A 19461-nucleotide genomic window follows, 5' to 3' on the forward strand; every position below is an offset into this window, starting at 1 on the left:
CTGCTACATGTATGGTACCGCATGAATGTAAAGGTTTTGTAAAGATTGTCGAGAAAAGATAAAGAAATAATGCGTTCTTTATACCCATTATAATTCAATTCATGATTTTTGGAAATGGGTAATGCGGCTGCGCCGCAGGTTGTATAGAAGAGCTGCATCGCTTCACTCAAGGGAAGCGATGATTAAATCATTGTTTGCTTTTATTCTTGAATTTTTATGCAATGCGAGGAATGGGCTGACGCGAATAGCGAGCTATTTAAGGAAGCCCATGACGAAGCAGGGCATAAAAATTCTTATAAAAGAAAACTCTATGAATTAATCAGTGCTTCCCTAGGGCCACAGCCTCTGCGGAAATACGGAAAAGCACCGCCCCAGTCCCGATTTCAATTGCGCCATCAGCCGCGTCCTTTCTGAATTTCAGTATTCCTTATTTCTATTATCGCTATGTCTAAATTATTAAGAAGTAATCATCCTAATTTTTAGGTAAGTTCCATACAATATTCTTCATTTGACTTTTTTCATTAATCTCCATATACTTAAAGTGTGTGCAGGCACACACAAAAAAACAATCAATTATCCTGCAAAATTAAAAGGAGGATTTATTATGGACGAAGCAAAAGTATTAGAAGAAATGAAGAGACTGAAAGGCACCCAGACTGAAAAGAACCTGCGTGCCGCTTATGCCGGTGAATCCCAGGCTCATGTAAAGTACAATCTCTTCGCCAACGAAGCAGAAAAGGATCCGGAATGCTCCCGCCAGATTGCTGACCTCTTCCGTGAAACTGCAAACAACGAAAGAGCTCATGCCAAGATCTGGTTCTGGCTGGTAGGCGACCTGAAGAAGACCACCGCTGAACATCTGAAGATGGCTGCTGAAGGTGAACACGATGAATGGACCTCCATGTATCCGGGATTCGCTGAAACCGCTAAAAAAGAAGGCTTCCCCCAGATTGCCTTCCTCTTCTCCAAAGTCGGTGAAATCGAAAAATCCCATGAAGCCCGCTACAAACTGCTCCTTGCCAACGTAGAAAACGGCCAGGTATTCAAGAAGGGCGAAAAGAAACTGTGGATGTGCGCTAACTGCGGCTACACCGTAGAATCCGTAGAAGCTCCGCAGGAATGCCCGGTTTGCGGCCATCCAAGAAGCTTCTTCGCTATCAAAGCCGAAAACTACTAATTTCATAAATCAAAAAGGCAGCCTCCGGGCTGTCTTTTTTTAATTGCCTGCTTCACGATAAGAATCTCCCTTTCAAATAGCAGAAAAACAAAGCGCCCCATCATGAATTTTCTTCTCCAAAAAAAAATCTGCGCACCTCACCGATGCGCAGATTTCTTTATTCTACAGAAACCAGTTCGATTTTGAAATTCAGTTCCTTCCCTGCCATTTCATGATTGGCGTCAAAAGTAATGGTGGTATCGGTCTTTGCTGTCACCTTCACCGGGAAACGCTGGCCCATAGGATCCGTCAGCACCACCCGCGCCCCCACCGGGAGCTCCGAAGATCCGGGCATCTGATCCATATTGATAGTCAGAATGTTCCGTTCATCCGGCATACCATACGCTTCCTCCGGCATGAGGTGGATATTCTTGATTTCCCCCACTGCCATATCCTTCACCGCTTCATCAAAGCCCTTGATCATCTGGCCGGCGCCGCACACAAACTCCAACGGCTCTCCCCGGTCATAGGAAGAATCAAACTTCGTTCCGTCATTAAACGTGCCCTCATAATGGACACGGCACTTCTTATTCACGTTGCTCATAGAAAACTCCATTTCTTTATAATACCCATGGGGCGAATACGCTTATCATTATACAATAGAATGGGATTGAGAGCTAGTATGGGGGAAGGTTCGGGTAAGTGTAACCAGCGTTTTGTGCCTAGCAGCTGGTTACGTTACCAGCCACCAGCCACCGCGCCGTCAGGCGCCCCTCGATCTTCGATCCCAGCCGCCATAGGGCTGCTCGCCCACCAGCTCATTAACTCAGAAACTCCTCCAGTTTCCTCACCGGCAGGGGCTCCCCCACCGCCCAGGGATCCTGGCGGATGATATTGACCTCCCGGAGCACAGCTGCCAGCGCATCCAGGTCCTCATAATTTTCTTCATAAACTTCCCGCTGGCCATAGACATCTTCATAATATTCCACGCCGGCCGCCGTTTCCTCCGCCTTTCTTACCTGAGCCAGCTTCTCCCCCCTGTCCAGCCCTTTATCAAAAACATTGTTCACCCGCAGGACCATCCATTTCTCCAGTGACCGATCACTCACCTTTTTAGAAAGAGCTTTCCAGAAATTATGCAGGAACATCTCCCTATCCACCAGGCAGCGGAACTTCAGGGGACACACATTCTCTTCAGGATTATCGTGATCCCTGTTTTTTCGTACCGTCAGCACCATCTTCCCCGTGCCCGCCACCGGCTCCAGATCGACCACATCGCACCAGCAGCCGGGATCATAAAATAAGAGCTCCGCACCGCCCTTTTTATCCACAGTATAGAAAAAAGCCGCCACCCCCAGAAGATGCCAGGGATAGAAATCAAGGGCTCCTTCTACCAACGGCCTGCCTCCACATTTCATGCAGAACGAGCCGAAATCGAGAAATTCATCATCCCTTTCCGTGTAGAAATGAAAAGTAATCCGCCGCTCCGGCAGACTCTTCCACTCCCCGGAATAAGCGCCCCGCGCCTCCAGCTCCGGAAAATCTCCACCTGCAGCCATCATGGCCTTTGCCCTGTCAGCTATCATTTTCTGCCTCCTTCGATGAAACTTGTAACTAGTAGCATGTAGCTAGTAGCTAGGAACTAGTAGCCAGGAACAAGCTACAGGCCACATCCTCCGCACTCGATTTCGGTCCCGGCCGCGCCGCCTCACACGTCATCTCGAGCGGAGCTCTGAACCGGTATGAGGAAAAAAAGTATCAGAGCTCTATTGTAGCTCTGAGCCGAGAGATCTCCCACCGTAATGCGGCCTGCACCATTGAGCAGTGAGATTTCTCCACTCCACTGCGCTGCGGTCGAAATGACAGCGGGGCGGCTGGTGTGCAAGTAGCTAGTTGCTAGTAGCTTGTAGCTAGGAACAAGGAACCAGCCACTAGCCACCAGCAACCAGCCACCGCACCATCAGGCGCCCCCCAGCCACTAGCCACTATCTTTTATCTTCTATCTATAAATCACCAGACATGATGATCTACATCATAGTGAAGCGCCGCAGTTTTGAAATCTTCATAAGAAACTATCTTATCATCCTTCTCCTTCAGCACCGGCGGCTCTTCCTTGGGCACCTTCTTCTGCTCCTCATAGAGCCGCTGATACTTCGCAGGCCAAAGCTGCGGGCGGCTGCGGTAGTAGGAAGTAATGTCAAAGAAGCCATGACCATTGTACTGATAGGGCTCATGAAATTCCGCCTCATAGGCTTTTCGCACCATGGATTCAACGGCCGGAGACAGTCTCCAGTCACAGTACACAAGGCTGGTCCCCGAACATCCCAGTATGGAAGGGTCAAGAGTCAGAAAAACCAGGTCTCCATCCAAAGGGTGCATGGTCTGAAATTTGTCGATGTAGTAATGTACAAGGACCGGAGAGGGACCGTCTGTATATCGAACAACCACCTGGTCCTCCCCGTTCGGGTATTCTGCCTCCACATCAAAGTGGACATCCGGAAATTTCTCCTTCAGCAGCGCCGCAATCACCTTCGCCGTCTTTTCTACCGATTCGATTTTCATATCTATCGCCTCATTTGTAATGATGTAAGATGCTTTCCCTGTTTCGGGGCTTCTACCTCTATTATACGCAGAGACTATGACAGGAATTGGCACAGTAAAGAGAATTTTGAAAAATTTTTGAAATAAAATCCAGCCGGGCTGCATAGTGCGCATCCGACCGGATTATTTTGGCTTTCTCTCCGCCGGTGAGTAATCATCGGGCCGGATGGAAACTACGGTTTTTCCCTCTTTGTTGATTTCCAGAGTATAGCCCATGAGGCCAAGGGCCCTGAGGAAAACAGAGAGCTTCACACTTCCAGTGGAAACAGAGCGGTTCAGGGAGTACTGCAGAAGCCCCAGCTTTCTGGCCAGGGCAGATTCTGAAATATGGGAGACTATGCGCCGCTGGATTGACTACTTAACAACTTATAATAACTATCCTTTGTGATCATTTTTGCCAGAATTCTGTGAAGATCCTGAAATCTTTGCGGCTGCCCGCGTAATCGTGTCGGAAAACGTTCTGTTTCAAATCGGATACCGGGCAGACATAACAACGGCGCACGTTATAAGGTACAAGGGTATTTTGTACGATATAACGCGCGTCGATGTATTTGAAGGCTACAAGAGTGATATAATATTGTATTGCAAGCGGAAAACATAAACGCATATAATGCCTTGACAAAAATGACGGTTTTCTAAATTTTAGAAAGCTGTTGACAAGAAAAATGGCATAGTGGTAAAATTGGCTAGGTTTGTTGTAACTATAGCACAAGGGAGGTGCCGCAGATGAATCCAGTATTAAAATACAGAGGAGGAAAATCGCGGGAAATCCCCCGCTTTCTGCAATGTATACCTGATGATTTTGACCGATATATTGAACCTTTTTTTGGCGGTGGGGCCGTGTATTTTTATCTTGAGCCTGAAAATGCGATAATCAATGACATTAACGAAAGGCTAATGTCTTTTTATACCGAATTACGCAATAACTATCCTGAAATGCGTAAACAACTTGATGAAATTCAGCGTGTTTATGAAGCAAATCAGGCAGAGTTCAAAAAACTGAAAGCTGCAAACCCTGAAGAAAGAGTTCCGAACGCAAACGAGGATTTATATTATAAAATGCGGGAGCTTTTTAATCACCCGGACGGCAGTCTTTTAGACGGCGTGGTTTACTTTTTTATAAATAAGACCGCCTATTCTGGAATGATTAGATATAACAGTAACGGGGAATATAATGTTCCTTTTGGCCGTTACCCTAATCTTAACACGCATTTAATAACAGAAAAACACAGTCAACTTTTGCGGAGTGCAGAGCTTTATAATTGCGACTATAAAGCTATTTTTGATATGGCGGGCGAAAATGATTTTATGTTCCTTGACCCGCCCTATGATTGCGTTTTTAATGACTATGGCAACATAGATATGATGAACGGCTTTGACGAGGAGCAGCACCGCAGGTTAGCTGCTGATTTTAGGAATCTTCCTTGCCGTGCGCTAATGGTTATTGGAAAAACGCCTTTAACAATGGAATTATACGGCGATTATGTATATGATGAATATTATAAAAATTATGCCGTGAACATAAAGAACAGGTTCAACAATGATAAAATGCACATCATTGTTAAGAACTATTAAGAGGAGGCGAGACACATGGCACGTTTAGATAACAAGGCCCTGTTTTTCACCACATCGCCGCGTACACCGTCAAAGATGATACCTGAAATTAGGCTTTTGACAGAACATTTAACAGGGCAGACATGGAATAAAAAGACACAGGTTGATTTTATTGACCTTTTAGCGCAGTCTGACTTTTTTGAAGGGAACGGTTCGCAGAAGAATAAGGATTTCAGCGCAAGAGATAGAATCAATCGTGGACCTAAGGCATTAGGCTTTGTAGACTTAAAGCCGCATATTGAGTTGACGGATGCAGGGAAAGCTTTCGTCTATGGCAAACGTCCACAAGAGGTGTTTTTGCGCCAACTTCTTAAATTTCAGCTACCGTCACCATATCATGAAGAAAACAAAAAGATAGAGGGAACTTTTTTTATTAAGCCGTATCTTGAAATTATGCGGCTTATTAGGGATTTAGAAAGCCTGTCCTTTGATGAATTGAAAATCTTTGCCCTCATGCTTACTGATTATACCAAATATGAAACGGTCAAGCAGGCAATTATTGATTTCAGAGCAGAGAAAGAGCATCACAAAGGACAGTATAAAAAATTTGCAGATGAAACATGGACGAATACTCTTTTGCAGACTTATTCTGGCACTATAGACGCGGGCAAAACTAGGACGCGAGAAACAACAGACGGCAGTCTGAAAAAGTTTCTAGCTACAAAGAAAAGTAATGCAAGAGATTATACGGACGCTTGTTTTAGATATTTGCGCTATACAGGCCTTGTTTCTATATCACACAGGAATCGTTCGATTGCTTTCTATTCCGATAAGTTAAAAGAGGTTGACTACATTCTTGCAACCGTGGACAGAAAGCCTGTCTTTGTTGATGATACAGGCAGATTTAAGGAATATCTTTTCAACCCTGCAATACCTGTTTTGTATGTCGATGATATTGACAATATCAAAGATATTATTATGCGTATAAGCGATTATACGCAACGGCAGCTTTCCGGAAAGGATATAGAACAGCTTAAAGATTTACGTGATGAAATCGTGGCTGCGCAGAAAGAAGCAATTATCAAGACGCAGGTTACGAAAATCAAGTCGTATGCTTTGTATTCCGAAATTATTGATACCTATAACGAAATTATTTCTGATGGGTATTATGACGCGCCGCTTATGCTTGAGTACAATACGTGGCGTGCGATGACAATGCTTGACGGCGGAGATATAAAAGGCAATTTCAAGCTTGATGACGCCGGGCAACCGCTTTCAACGGCGGCGGGGAATATGCCTGATATAGAGTGCGATTACAAAGATTTTGTGCTATCCGTGGAAGTTACAATGCAGCAAGGCCAACGACAATATGAGAGCGAGGGTGAACCAGTAGCGCGTCATTTGGGACAACTTAAGAAGCGAACCGGCAAAGACGCATATTGCCTGTTTATTGCCCCAACAATAAATGCAGCTTGCTTGGCGCATTTCTTTGCCCTGAACAAAATTGATATTACCTATTATGGCGGAAAGACAAAGATAATCCCGCTTGAATTAGACCAATTCATGAAGCTTGTAGAAAATTCATATAATTATTCTACAACACCAACCCCACAGAACATACGGCAATTTCTTGATGAAGTTATACATCAAGAAGAAACGGCGACCGATGAAAGCGACTGGAATGACAAAATACAAGCCTGTGTTTCAAAATGGTTAGCCGCGTAATACTGAGCAAATCTTAATATTTTTCAATATCTTCAAACAGATTTAAGCGACAAACAAGCAACAAAATTAGAAAAGAACAGCTGAAAGTCCTTGATTTTACAGGCTTTCAGCTGTTTTTGATATACTATTTTCAAACCAGACTTCGATGCCCAGCTCTTTCAGATGCCGGACGATACGCAGAAGGTCTACGGTATTGCGTGCGAAGCGCTGGATGGATTTGGTGAGGATGAGGTCGATTTTCCCCTCCATGGCATCCCTGACCATCCGCTTGAATCCATCCCGGTATCGGGTATTGATGGCCGAGATGCCTTCGTCTGTATAGATGCCGACGAATTCCCAGTCATCCCGTTCCCTGATATAATTCGTATAATAATCAACCTTGTGCTTCATAGCTGCTGAGCTGGTCATCATGATCCGTAGAAACCCGGGCATAGCCAGCTACTCTCCGCTTCTTACGGCTGTTAATCGAGGCCGCTGTATAACGGCTGATGGTGGCCGGAATCGCTCTTACTATTTTAGCCACTTTTCTCTGCGCTCCTTTCCTCGTGCCTTGGGCCGCCGTTTAGACGGCGTAGGCGTATAAGAAATCTCTTCTATTCTCCCATTCTTGAAATGGACAGTCAGGCAGTTTGGCTTTCCGGCTTCGATAGATTCCACTTTCTCCCGGAATCTATCCTCATCAAAAGTCGCTACCCCCCCCCATGGCCTCTGCAGCCACACACTTCAGGTCATCTTCCCAGATGCTGACCGATTCAATTTTTCCATCTTTGTTGCATCGCAAATAAACAGGCCTGTCGTTCTTCGTTTTGCACCGCCGGAAAGAGGATCCGCACAAGGTGAATATTACGCCGTTTCAGAACCACCCTATACGCGCGTGAGAGCCATGCGATACGCGATTTGAGAGCCAGTGAATACGCAGGAGGGAGCCGTCCACTCTTTGCATTCCACAATCGCTTCGTCATGGATATGCATAGAGAAGGACAGATTATCCCGAAAGATGACCTGGCTAGTATTTTCTACCTGAGTACATTTCCAATAATTAGAAAGAGTCACTGGATCCAACAAGATAGTCTAAGGAACAGCCATAGTACCTGGCTAGTTTTATCAAATAATAGGATGGCATGTTATAGGGCTTCTTTTCATAAACTCCATATGTTAAATATGAAATACCAAGAACAGCTGCAATTTCCTTCTGTGTAAGACCTCTTTCTTTTCTTATTGATTTCAATCGGAAATGTTCAGTGCAATACATTTGCATCTCTTCTGTATAGATACTGTTTTTAGCCACTTTGGAAACGCCTAGTTTCTTGCGGATCTTAATTACTTCCTTCATCGAAAGGCTGATACGATTATGCTGGCCTCTACTTCTTGGCTGGAAAACGTCCGTTACATGGAGAAGATAATCTACTGATGTTCTAAAGAGATATGCCAGAAGAATTAAGTCCTGAATTGTAAATCCCAGCTTATCCGGATGCAGCTCCTTCATACTATATGCAGAGGGAGAAATATTTAAGGCCTCGGCTACTGCTTTACCTGTCATATCATAGTAAATCCGGGTTTCGCGAACACGCTTTGTATCTACTGCAAGTGGTATTTCTCGGCTTTTCCTATATGCTTCAGGCACATCTGTAAGCCCCAGCATGTAATCAATGGAGAGTCCTGACATTAAAGACAGCTTAATAAACGGCTCCATGTTCATTTCGGTGGTTACACCTTTTTCGTAGTAAATATAAGTAACTTTAGGAACTTGAAGAATACGCCCCATAGCCGCCATATCAATATCCAAGTCCACGCGAATATCTTTTAATCTGATGCGATAATCCGGCTTTTCAGGAAACCTTGTGGATATGATTTTTCTTTGAAACCATCTTGGCACAGTCTCTCATCTCCATTCAAAATCACTTCTACCTGATCATATTATATAAAACTTTATGCATGAAGTGTTGTGCCGGTTTTAAAATGGCCAGTGCTTCACCTATCGACATAAAATAGCGCTCTACTGCTATAGAGCGCTATTAAAATACATATCAGCTTAGCTTACATTTTCATATACTCTCTCGTCTCATACCCATCGGCTCTCAGCAGCAGTCCCGGCATCCAGTCCGGTGTTTTTTCCATGATTCCTGTGATTTCTTCCACCGGAGTCCCTTCTCTGCATTCCACGATCACTTCGTCATGGACATGACCACAGATGAAGTAGTCCCTGAGGTTATGCATGGCGTAGGCCAGTATGTCCCTGGAGATGGCCTGGATGATGTTTTCCACAAATTTAGGGCCGTAGGATTCGATGCGGTTCCATTTTCGTTTGGTATCAAGGCCCATGTAGGTGATGGCTGTTTTTCCGTAGGCGCTTCCTTTCATGGCAGCGCCGGGATAGGCAAGGCGCCGCCCTGAGGGGAGGGCGATGAAGAGGGTGCCTTTTTTCATGTAGAAGGTAAGGCTCCCCACTCTGGTAATCCGAAGCTGCTCTATGGCTTCTCTCACGGCTCTGTCCACCTGCCACCAGTAGGAGGCGATGTGGGGATTGGTCTGGCGCCATGTGGTCACAAGTTCTGGCAATTCTGCTTTGGTGAGCCCCATGTCCAGGGCGCCCATGGCCATGAGTGCCCCTTCTCCCCCGCCGTAGCCTAAGGCCAGTTCCGCAATTTTCCCTTTCTGCCGAAGGTCGCTGTTGATGCCTCCTTTGACTACGGGTTTACTGAACATTTTGGATGCCGACTGGGCGTAGATATCCAGATTTCCGGCGAATACGTCCATACGCCATTTTTCCCGGGCCATGTAGGAAAGTACCCTGGCTTCGATGGATGAGAAATCGGACACAATGAAGGTATAGCCCTTTCTTGCCACAAAGGCGGTGCGGATGAGCTGGGACAGGGTATCGGGAACAGAGCCGTAGAGGAAGTCCATTTTCTCATAGTCCCCTTCTATCACAAGGGAGCGGGCCAGCAGGAGATCTTCCAGATGGTTCTGTGGAAGGTTCTGGAGCTGGATGTATCTCCCCGCCCAGCGGCCGCTTCTGGCGGCACCGTAGAAGCGGAACATGCCCCTGGCCCTTCCGTCACTGCATACGGCACCGGTCATGGCACCGTACTTGGCAAGGGATGATTTCTGCGCCTGTCCATAGAGGGTGAGGGCCTCCCTCACGGCGCCGGTAGAAGAGGAGAGCAGCCTTGCCACTTCTTTTTTGGTGAGGGATTCCGCATGGGTTCCGTTGGCTGAAAGCCAGTCCTTCATCTGGCAGGGAGATTTGGGATTCAGAAGGCCCGTGAGGTGTTTCAGCCGTCCCAGAAGTTCCGTCTGCGCCCTGTCTCCCATGGCCATGGCGGCATGGACAAAGGGAATGTCCACGGGAATGCCCCGGTCATTGATCCGCTGGTCCTCATGGTACTCATCCCAGAGCGCCGCAGGTGTCCGGAAAGAGGCAAAGGCTTTGCGCACTTTTATTTCCACTTCCACATCCCGGCGATTGTATTTCTTGAAAAGCGCCCATTCTTCCGGATAGTCTTCCGGCTTCCTTCTCCCTTCCGGACCGGGCAGGGAGAAGAGCTCTATGAGGCGGCTCCCCTCATCCATCTTCTTCTCTGAAAGCCCCAGCGCCTCGCCTAGATTCTTCAAGGAAAGGGGGAATCCAAAGGATGAGGCCAGTACCTGTGAGCATTTCCAGCCCAGAGGATCCAGATACTTCCCTATCGTATCCCCCTCACTGCCGTAGGCAAGAAAATGGGAAGGATAATGCTCCCGAAGATACCGCGACAGGCAGATCCGCTCAAAGGAAGCATTGAACGTCCACTTCGTCACCAGCGGATCTGTGAGGGCTAAAAGAATCTCCTCGGGGATGCGCTCCCCCTTTGCCAGATCCACCACCTTCACTTCCCCATCATCCACGGCGTAACCAAAGAGGAGAATGGAGAAATCCGGGTGCTCCGCATACTTGTACACCCCTCTGCGGGCAAGGTCTATGGGACTATAGGTTTCGATGTCGATTGTGATTTGAGTCATTTGTGCTCCTTGCACTGTCTTGTCAGATATCAGCCAAAAATCTCATCCCCAAAATCTTCTTCCGGCGTACTCCAATTCCCCAGCGCCGGTCCGTCTGCCAGTTTCTGCAGATTGTTCAGCCCGCAGGCGATGCCCATTTTCCCATCATAGTTGAAGGCATAGAAGTGAATGGAGGCCCTGCCGTAGCAGCCGGAGTAGAAGCCGGATTTTTCGGTAACGCGGTTCAGGTTTTTGTCTACTATGCCCGGCGGCATGTCGCTTCTAGCGTTGAGGTAGTAGGCATGGCGATAGACGGTATCTTCCCTTTTGTCCATATCGCCGTCACGAAGCGGGAGGGTGAGGCTGGAAAGGGGCACAACCCTGCCATCGGCTCCTTTCAGTTTTTCCTCCCCCTGCCGGTAGGCCTCTGCTATGGCCTGCTCCACTTTGGAAAGAGTCTCTCCGTCCTCTTTGGGGATAATGAGGCATATGGAGTATTTCGCCCTGTCTCCCTTGAACTTTCTGGGTTCCCACACGTTGGCATAGGAAAATCTTGTTTTCGGTCCTGTCACCACTTTCGTCAAGTCTTTCATGTGTGCTCCTTTTCGTCATAATGCTTCTATCTTTTCTGCCAGCTCTTCATAGTGCCCGGGCGATACGTCCGTCAGCTTTTGGGCCCCGTATGCGGCCAGAAGGGACCTCACTTCATCCCTTTTTCCCAGGTTCCATTTCTCTGCCATAAGCCGGCGCACATCCGCCATGGTGACTGGCGGCTTTTCTTCCTCTTTTTGTGTCATCATTCCGCGGATTTCCTTTTCCAGCTCGTCAAGCTGTACGCGGATGACTGCAAGCTGGTCGAGTATATTCTGTATCATTTGTGCTCCTTTCGTTGTTGTCATGTGAGGTTTTTGTGGCTAGTGGCTAGTGGCTAGTGACTAGTGGCTAGTGACTAGTGGCTAGTGGCTAGTGGCTGGTTTCTAGGTACTAGCTACTAGATACCAGCCACCAGCTACCGCACCGTCACCGCGCCGTCCCGCCGACTGGTATTTACCGACATTTGAATCACTTGCGATTTTTACCGAGATCCTTCGCTGGCGCTCAGGATGACGTTGGAGGGCGGGGCTCCCCGATCCCGATCCCGACCTCAATCCCGATCCCGGTCCCGGCCGCGCCATCAGGCGCGAGCTGCCAATGCCACTGCCAGAAGTCCTGCCAGTCCTATAGCTGCATTTCTCTCCCGTCTAAGTCTCTTCTGTTTTTTCTGCTCCTCTCTGGCGTACTCTTCGAAGGATTTCCTGACCGTCTCTAAGGCTTTCTTCCTCTCTTCCGATTGATTCTCCAAGGTCCTGAGCTGTTTCCTGAGCCTCTCTGATTGTTCTTTCTGTTTCCCCTTCTCTTCCAAGGCTCTGTCCAAGTCCGATTCCAGCCTGGAAAGCTCTGTTTCCGTGATCCGGTACGTTTTCTCCGAGGAAAATGGTGAGGCCGCATCCACCGGCAAAGCCCAGAAGAAAAGTAAGAAGAAGAGGCAGAAGGCGGCGGCACAGTGTTTCATCATTCATCACCATCCGTCTTCTCCAGGATCCTATTTCCGTCAAAGATATGCCCTGCCACTTCCAGATGGTCCGTAAACTGCCAGATTCCCGCTTCCTTTACGGTGCATTCCTTCCACCACTGGGCGGCCCAGAGTGTATGTCCGGCAAATTCCGCCGCTTTGATGTAGCTTTGAAGCCAGCTGGCGCTGGCGTAGATGCCTGCTCGATAGCCCGCAGCCGCCGTTCCTTCACAGAAGGCGTGGCACATCCGGTTAATCACCCCCGGCCTTGGAAACTCCCTTCCCCGATAAGAATCTTCTTCCACATCCCAGAAGACACCCAGGGGAAGATGTTTGGGCATGAGACCGCAGTCCTTGAGGATGGAGAGGAGGAAATTTCTTTCCACCTCTAGCTCTCCCCCATGGCGGGCATAGCCGAAGTGGTACACCCCCAGTTTCAGTCCCGCATCATGGGCTCCATTCACGTTCTCATAAAACCGGCTGTCAAGATATGCACTTCCGTAGCCTGCCCGGATGATGGCAAAACCTATGCCCTCTTCCGCAACTTTCTTCCAGTCGATTTCTCCATTGTGCTCTGATACATCGATGCCTGTTTGAGTCATTTGTGCTCCTTTGCTTTTGAGTCAATTACGTTGATAGGGTTGACGGCCCTACGGGCCGAAGGTTCTTAAGGTTCTAAAGTTTGACGGCCTTTCAGGCCGAGGGTTGTGGATAGCCGCCTCGCGGCAATGCTTATAAAGTCAGCGTTACGGGAATGCCTTCCGGTTACATAACCCATTCTAACCATAGCGATGCGTTAGCCACCTCTGGTGGTTTTTTTCCCCCCCCGCCCGCCAGGGCGGTTGTACGGTTTTATACAAACTGGCGGCGCAGCCGCCTACCACAACCCTCACAGCCGCAGGCTGTGTCAAACCTGAGAACCCTCAGGGCGTCAGCCCTGACAAACCTCGGCCCCTCAGGGGCCGTTAAACCTTTTGCGCAGCCTGTCTGCCAGCTGCGCAAAGCTCCCCACTCCCGCTTCTGACAAATTTTCAATAATGGACAGGATTTCCGTTACGCTCATGTAACCTACGATGAAACTAGTCATCCAAGCCGGTGTGCCAAGGACACCGAAAATCATATCGCAGGATGAGGCGGCCAGTGTGCAGAGAAGGTAGAGAAGAAGTTTATCCATCCCCTTTCTCATGTCGAAGCTCCGGATCAGCCCTTTCCTTCTGGCTGCGGGTATGCCCCAGAGAGCTGCCGCCAGCGTTGCTTTTCCGTTCCTTTCCGCCAGGCTTTTGAAGCTGATGGCTGTCCATCTTGTGAGACAGTCAATCACCACCAGCAGGGCAAAACAGAGGAAGAGGACTGTTCTTGCATCCATGAGGAAAATCAGCAGCACCGTGCTTACGGTTTTCAAAGGGTATAAATCAATCAGTTTTTCAATGTGATCCATAAGACCTCCTTTGGGTGTATCATTTGGTATGGCTAATTTTGTGAGTCATCACGATGAAGAATCTGGTGGCTGGTATTTAGTGGCTGGTGGCTGGTTCCTAGGTACTGGCTACTAGATACTAGATACTAGATACTAGCCACTGCGCCGTTAGGCGCTCCCAGCTACCAGCTACCAGTTACCAGTTACCCCCCCCCGCCGTCATGGAGGATGCCAGCACAAGGGCATGACTCTCAAAAGCACCGGCCCGGGGAACAAGCTCCTCGCGCGTGTATATATATATCGTACATATGCCATTTACACCCCTCTTTTCTCTTGTATATCTCTATAGGTAATATCTTGTTCCACTTGTTCCATTGGCCTGTTTTACACGATGGTGACTGAGAAATCCGGTGGAACAAGCTGTGGAACAAGATGGGACAAGCTGGAACAACTTCATAAAATCACATAGGTGAAAATCTGTTCCTGTGGAACAAGCTGGAACGAGTTGGAACAAGCTGGAACAAGAATATATGTTGTCTTGTTCCACTTGATTCAGTAAACAATTATTCCTTACTCCTTCGCATAAAATCTCTGCCTCCCATAGGGTGTGCACTTCTTGCTGGCTGCTTTCTTCCATCCCTCCATTTTGCTCATGATGGAAGAAATGTCGTAGCTGTCCTGTTTCCTCATACGGGCAGGATCCAGCCCGAAGCATTCCGCGTAGATTTCCATATGGGTGACGGTATCCCTCATGACGGCGCCCGGTTCTTCCGGCAGTCCTTCTGCGCCGGACAGGTAAAGCCTCCTTTCTGTTAAATCCATGGTGTCCCATTTTCTGGGCAGTTTAGTTTCCAGATATTTTTTGACCAGTCCTTCCCTATCGTCGCTCTCCATGGCAGCCTGCTGCTGTTTTCTGGCAGCGGCAAGGAGTTCATTTTCAAGATACAGCGGTTCCCCGGCTTTCCATATGGTTATGGCCTCGGCCCAGATCTGGCAGATTTCATTCATAGTCAAATGCCAGGGCTTCTTCGTGGTATTTCCGCTGACCGCCACGGGCCAGAAGCGCCGGTTTCCTGTGACGTCACGCAAAAAGCCGTTTTCAGCGTTGGTGGTGCCCACGATGACGCACTGCCTTGGATGGCTTTCCACGGTAATGCCGTAGCTGGCCCGGTACTTGTCGTCCCTTCTGGAAATAAAGGATTTCACGGTTTCAATATCCGCTTTTTTCATGCCCGCCAGTTCTCCCAGTTCCAGGATGAAATAGCCCTGCAGCTTTTCCGCCGCGGCCTTGTCCCTCATGTCCGTCAGAGTGAGGCTGTCAGAAAACCATTGTCCCCCGAGGCGGGAAAAGAGGGTGGATTTACCGATCCCCTGGCTCCCGTTGATGATGAGGACGGAGTCAAATTTCACCCCCGGCTCATACACCCTTGCCACGGCGGCGGCCAGAGTTTTCTTTGTAACCGCCCTTGTGTATTCGCTGTCCTCTGCGCCCAGATAGTCCACCAGCAGCGTTTCCACCCGCTTGACTCCATCCCAGGGCGGCAGGGATGCGAAAAATTCCCTGATGGGATGAAACTGGCGCTCGCTGGCCACAGTAATGAGGGCGTCTTTGGATTTCATAGGCGCATAAATGCCATAATGGCTGGAAATATAGGAATTGAGCTGGGCCATGTCATTGTCCGACCAGCCCGGCTTGATCCGGGGCCATGGAAGGGAGCCTCTCACGTCTACGGAGTCCGTCAGAAGGTTGTAGGAAATGGGCCACAGCTTCTCATCCATGCGAAGAATGGTCAGAAAATTGGTAAGGCAGTTATCCACAGTGCCATCAGACCGGAATTTCAGCCTTGCCGTAAGGCTCTTCACTGTCCCTGCTTTCGCTGCTATGGGCACAGGCACCTTGAAATCCTCTTCCGCTTCCCGGGCCTTCTCTTTCAAAATCTCTTCCCGAACCCTCTCATCCTTTTTAGCGAAATCGATCATAGCCCTGTACGACGGCAGACGGTCCACCGCAGTACCGGCATCGGTATCAGCATCCAGATGGCCGAAACGGGCCAGCCGCACAGCGTCAAAGGCATTCAGCAGCCTTCCCGAGAAAGGATCCGTGGCGTGGAAGGAATACATAAATTTCCCATCATACACCACCAGCCCCGCCGACGAATCGGCGGGCTTATAGTCATAGCGCCCGGGAATGACAGAGGGCTCATAGAGGTCTGAAAGAAATGTACGGATCACATCGTCCATGGGCCAGGCACGGCAGAATGCCCCCACCAGTCCCCTCTTCCCATATGGGTCCTCTGCCTTCGCCACCGTCGCCACCACTGCCTTTCCATCCGCCGATGGCCATGAAGAAAGGTCCGTCCAATCTTTGTACTCTGAAAGCACGTGATCCGGATCCAGCAGCTCCCTTTCCTGCCCTTCCGCCACATACTCCCCGTCCTTTGAAACGGATCCCCAGTACATGAGACGCTCCGGCTCAAAGGTGGTTGGGTCAAAAAGCGCCATGCCCAGCTTCTCGGCTGTCTTCCGCGAAATGGCTCCATATTCCGCAGCGCTCACATCACGAGAAAGAGGAATCACCAAACGAAGCCTTGGCTTCTCAGGACTGCTCTTATGGGTAGAATAAAGGAAGCAGGTACAGGAAATCTTTTCCAAAACGTCCTTCACAACACCGGGATACCCGTAGTCCATATCAAGAGTCAGAAGAGACCGCAAAAGCACATGGGTCTTCTTCCGAAGCCCGTCCTTCAGCGCCCCTCCCACAAATCCGCCTACATCCTTCACATCCGCCTGCCGGGCCCTCGGCATCTGCCGGTACTCCGCCGCCGTCTCCCCCGTCCTCACAGGGCGGCTCATCCGCTCCACCAGCTCATGCCAGGTCATAGACCGGTTTTCCCAAATTCTCACTTTACGGTTCGAAGCTAAGGCAATTTGATAGGATCTTTCCATGGTGATAACCTTTCGTTGTAATACAGGAATCATTGAGAAATAAAAAAGAATACGAGAGATAACATACAGCAGGCAGAAACTGGAATCCAGCGGCATAGGACAGCAGCCGGATCCAATCACTCCCCAGTTATTGTGTCAGATGATATGACTACCTATCCCCCTTCCTTAACTCCCGCAGGAAAATCCTGCAAGTAACTGCAAGAAGAAGGAGAAGCAGAATCTGTCTTCGCCATTTACCAACAAATCTGCTGAAGCAACCGAAGCATTTTGTACTGAATGTGTACATAGACCATCTCCTTTTCTGTTTTGTTGGAAAACATAACGGAAGCCTGAGGCGGCAGATCATTCCACAAAGCCTGAACTTCAAACCGCTCCGGCATTCCAAATACAATACAATGGAAGCAAAAATAACATGAAAAAAAGGCCGGGCATTAGTAGCCCAGCCTTTTAAACACTAGATAGCCAGGCATGCAAAAGAACGTTTCTGGTTGCAGCCAGCAAACATTATGCATGCGCAAATGTTAAATGTTAGTAAGACAGATATATTAGCTTCTATTCCCCACTTATGGCAGCTGATGCCGGAAATGGCGAAAACCGACAGTCTTCAGTGCATGGGGTATGAAACATTGTATTTATTTTAGCATATACATAAATGTTATGCAATAATAAAATTGAGTTTATCAAATAGATTTTTCGTATAAATAAATACCATTTCCTCATTGAAAGTCGACTATTAATTTATACTTTAAGCTGGTTAATGATATGAAATATATTTGAAATAAATCTCTATCCATTTACCTACTAACTCACAGATTGATACAAATACGGATATCATAAAATGGAATGACAAAAATTACCTTATTAAAAAACAGAACTGCCTTGAAATCTCTATCGGACATCAGCAAATCTGGAAAGGTTTTATCTAAATGGCACTATTTAAAATTTAGGTTCCCTCCAAGCTCTTTGCTCCTATAAAATCCAAAAGCCGTCCCATCAGGGGACGGCTTCTGGGATCACCTCCTTAACCGTTATCACTCATATCATTAGTCAGTACGCAGCGGATTCCAGCCAGCGGGTAATTGGTCATACCCACAATCGCCTTACCTGCATCCATCAGCTCCTGGTCAGTAGCATCCAGTTTGATATTGGAATAGCTCAGGCTTTTGATTTTTGCTGCCCCTGCAGATGTAGTGCCATCTGCTACACGAATCTGGAGTTTCAGGTCCGTAAGTTCCTTTGCAACAGCCATAGGTTACCTCCTTTCTTGTTTTCTAATTCATAGGTTGTGATTTGGGTAGAGTCATTGGTGGGATTGATCTGGTGACTGGTGGCTAGTGGCTGGGGGGCGCCTGACGGCGCAGTAGCTGGTGGCTAGTTCCTAGTGGCTAGTTCCTAGTTCCTAGCTACAAGCTACTAGCTACTCCCCCTCTATTGCCTCACCCCTCTCCCTCCTCACATGACTCACGCCAGCTCTTCTTCCGTAGTGTTCACGATGACTGCCTTCTTGAAGCCGGTCAGCGCCGCGCCGGAGCGGGTCACCATGATGGGCTGGATCTTTGCCACAGCCGCTTTCACTTCATCCAGAGTCAGCCCGTCCTTCGGATTGGCAATGGTGAGAGTGGAAGTGGCATTGGATCCTGCCGCAAACACAAGCTGCAGTGTCTTCATTCACTTTCCTCCTTCCAGGGCACTTCGGATTTTTCATCCCGGGCCCTGGGATGTTCCGTTCATTTCACCCTCTACTATATAAATAACGGCAGGTCCCGTTTTTTGAAAATCAGGCAAAAAAACTTTCTCGAAATTCCTGATTTCCTGCACATATAGACTGGATCCTTCCCATGTGGTAGTAGATATTACGCAAAGATTCCCTGTTTTCAGAAGCCATATCCTTATAGCTTTTTCCGGAAAGGCGCTGCCTCACCATATGTCTCTGTTTATTTGAAAGGCTGCATTTCTCCAGCACTGACTCCGTTTCTCTTTCCGTCAGCTCCTGCGCCCTTTCCAGCCGGCTTGACCGGCAGGGCAGTTCTGTAAACTCACTGGTATACTTTTCATCCAACTTTCTGGAACGGTAAAAATTCAGCAGTTTCCATCTCAAATATTTCAGCGCATAGTAACGGAAATGGATTTTCCTTTCTTTCCTGTACGCCAAAAGGCATTCCAAAAAGCAAACCCATAAATCCTGCTCCGCGTCTTCCGCATCCCAGCCCTGCTGGTAGGAGCGGGACAGGTTATGGATATACTTTCTGAAATGCCTGCATAAAACTTCTTTCGCTTCCGGATTTCCTTTTCCGGCCTGCACTGCCAAATCATCAAAACAGCTATTCATGTCAATTTTCTGCATAAGGAACACCCTTTTCCCCGATAAGTATCGGAAAAACACCGGTGGTCCGCTTTTTTCATCTAATCAGCAGTGTCTCTATTCATCTCAAGCGTACCGGTATTCAGTTGTATTTAAATTTATTGTATACGATAATACAAGAAATTGGCAAGAGCCAAGCAGCTTGGCTCCCACCACCACAAAGAAACCCG

Annotated in this window: 20 protein-coding genes; 3 read left to right on the forward strand and 17 right to left on the reverse strand. The window is 48.2% G+C overall.

Features of this window, described 5'->3' with window-relative positions; all coding sequences use genetic code 11:
• The first annotated feature begins 604 nt into the window (after positions 1–604).
• Positions 605–1177 carry a rubrerythrin gene (rbr, locus tag NW747_RS08895; RefSeq protein ID WP_008858934.1) on the forward strand — a complete coding sequence of 191 codons (573 nt, stop codon included), beginning with the start codon at positions 605–607 and terminating at the stop codon, positions 1175–1177.
• Between the two features lie 157 nt (positions 1178–1334).
• Here the strand turns inward: rbr and NW747_RS08900 are convergent, their stop codons facing one another.
• The 4 genes from NW747_RS08900 to NW747_RS08915 all read right to left on the reverse strand — a co-directional run bounded on the left by NW747_RS08900 (position 1335) and on the right by NW747_RS08915 (position 4009).
• Positions 1335–1760 (reverse strand): FKBP-type peptidyl-prolyl cis-trans isomerase, encoded by a 426-nt coding sequence (locus NW747_RS08900; protein WP_008858933.1) that lies wholly within the window; start codon positions 1758–1760, stop codon positions 1335–1337.
• Positions 1761–1977: 217 nt separating this feature from the next.
• A complete protein-coding gene (locus NW747_RS08905; protein ID WP_273186953.1) occupies positions 1978–2742 on the reverse strand; it encodes a hypothetical protein in 765 nt (254 codons plus the stop codon).
• Positions 2743–3166: 424 nt separating this feature from the next.
• Positions 3167–3718 carry an LPD29 domain-containing protein gene (locus tag NW747_RS08910; RefSeq protein WP_273186956.1) on the reverse strand — a complete coding sequence of 184 codons (552 nt, stop codon included), beginning with the start codon at positions 3716–3718 and terminating at the stop codon, positions 3167–3169.
• Positions 3719–3880: 162 nt separating this feature from the next.
• Positions 3881–4009, reverse strand: a complete 129-nt coding sequence (locus tag NW747_RS08915) for a hypothetical protein (protein WP_273186957.1) — start codon at positions 4007–4009, stop codon at positions 3881–3883.
• A 474-nt stretch (positions 4010–4483) separates the two neighbouring features.
• On the opposite strand from NW747_RS08915, the gene NW747_RS08920 reads away from it, so the two are divergent.
• Both NW747_RS08920 and NW747_RS08925 read left to right on the forward strand, forming a co-directional pair.
• The gene (locus NW747_RS08920; protein ID WP_273186959.1) at positions 4484–5332 is read left to right on the forward strand and encodes a DNA adenine methylase; all 849 of its coding nucleotides are present in this window, start codon (positions 4484–4486) and stop codon (positions 5330–5332) included.
• A gap of 15 nt (positions 5333–5347) precedes the next feature.
• Positions 5348–7036, forward strand: coding sequence for an AlwI family type II restriction endonuclease (locus NW747_RS08925; RefSeq protein ID WP_273186962.1), 1689 nt, complete (start codon positions 5348–5350; stop codon positions 7034–7036).
• Between the two features lie 96 nt (positions 7037–7132).
• Here the strand turns inward: NW747_RS08925 and NW747_RS08930 are convergent, their stop codons facing one another.
• The 13 genes from NW747_RS08930 to NW747_RS08990 form a co-directional block, all read right to left on the reverse strand.
• Complete coding sequence (locus NW747_RS08930) at positions 7133–7426, reverse strand: recombinase family protein (RefSeq protein ID WP_273186964.1); 294 nt, start codon at positions 7424–7426, stop codon at positions 7133–7135.
• A complete protein-coding gene (locus NW747_RS08935; protein WP_273186967.1) occupies positions 7410–7559 on the reverse strand; it encodes a hypothetical protein in 150 nt (49 codons plus the stop codon). Before NW747_RS08935 ends, NW747_RS08930 begins: the two co-directional genes overlap by 17 nt.
• Before the next feature lie 516 nt (positions 7560–8075).
• Positions 8076–8912 carry a helix-turn-helix domain-containing protein gene (locus tag NW747_RS08940; RefSeq protein WP_273186970.1) on the reverse strand — a complete coding sequence of 279 codons (837 nt, stop codon included), beginning with the start codon at positions 8910–8912 and terminating at the stop codon, positions 8076–8078.
• A gap of 161 nt (positions 8913–9073) precedes the next feature.
• Positions 9074–11035: a DNA polymerase gene (locus NW747_RS08945; protein WP_273186973.1), complete on the reverse strand. Its 1962-nt coding sequence runs from the start codon at positions 11033–11035 to the stop codon at positions 9074–9076.
• 29 nt (positions 11036–11064) lie between these two features.
• On the reverse strand, positions 11065–11607 hold the full coding sequence (locus NW747_RS08950; protein WP_273186976.1) for a DUF2815 family protein: 543 nt from the start codon (positions 11605–11607) through the stop codon (positions 11065–11067).
• A 15-nt stretch (positions 11608–11622) separates the two neighbouring features.
• Positions 11623–11889 carry a hypothetical protein gene (locus NW747_RS08955; protein WP_273186979.1) on the reverse strand — a complete coding sequence of 89 codons (267 nt, stop codon included), beginning with the start codon at positions 11887–11889 and terminating at the stop codon, positions 11623–11625.
• A gap of 366 nt (positions 11890–12255) precedes the next feature.
• Positions 12256–12573, reverse strand: a complete 318-nt coding sequence (locus tag NW747_RS08960) for a hypothetical protein (protein WP_273186981.1) — start codon at positions 12571–12573, stop codon at positions 12256–12258.
• The gene (locus NW747_RS08965; protein ID WP_273186984.1) at positions 12566–13168 is read right to left on the reverse strand and encodes a GH25 family lysozyme; all 603 of its coding nucleotides are present in this window, start codon (positions 13166–13168) and stop codon (positions 12566–12568) included. Before NW747_RS08965 ends, NW747_RS08960 begins: the two co-directional genes overlap by 8 nt.
• Before the next feature lie 353 nt (positions 13169–13521).
• Complete coding sequence (locus NW747_RS08970; RefSeq protein ID WP_273186986.1) at positions 13522–14004, reverse strand: phage holin family protein; 483 nt, start codon at positions 14002–14004, stop codon at positions 13522–13524.
• 549 nt (positions 14005–14553) lie between these two features.
• Positions 14554–16863 carry a virulence-associated E family protein gene (locus tag NW747_RS08975; protein WP_273186989.1) on the reverse strand — a complete coding sequence of 770 codons (2310 nt, stop codon included), beginning with the start codon at positions 16861–16863 and terminating at the stop codon, positions 14554–14556.
• Between the two features lie 1087 nt (positions 16864–17950).
• The gene (locus NW747_RS08980; RefSeq protein WP_008859318.1) at positions 17951–18178 is read right to left on the reverse strand and encodes a DUF1659 domain-containing protein; all 228 of its coding nucleotides are present in this window, start codon (positions 18176–18178) and stop codon (positions 17951–17953) included.
• A 212-nt stretch (positions 18179–18390) separates the two neighbouring features.
• Positions 18391–18597: a DUF2922 domain-containing protein gene (locus NW747_RS08985; protein ID WP_273186992.1), complete on the reverse strand. Its 207-nt coding sequence runs from the start codon at positions 18595–18597 to the stop codon at positions 18391–18393.
• A 109-nt stretch (positions 18598–18706) separates the two neighbouring features.
• Positions 18707–19273 carry an RNA polymerase sigma factor gene (locus tag NW747_RS08990; protein WP_273186994.1) on the reverse strand — a complete coding sequence of 189 codons (567 nt, stop codon included), beginning with the start codon at positions 19271–19273 and terminating at the stop codon, positions 18707–18709.
• Between the last annotated feature and the right edge of the window lie 188 nt (positions 19274–19461).

The sequence above is a fragment of the Dialister succinatiphilus genome, assembly GCF_928721695.1.
GTDB classification, from domain to species: Bacteria; Bacillota; Negativicutes; order Veillonellales; family Dialisteraceae; genus Dialister; species Dialister succinatiphilus.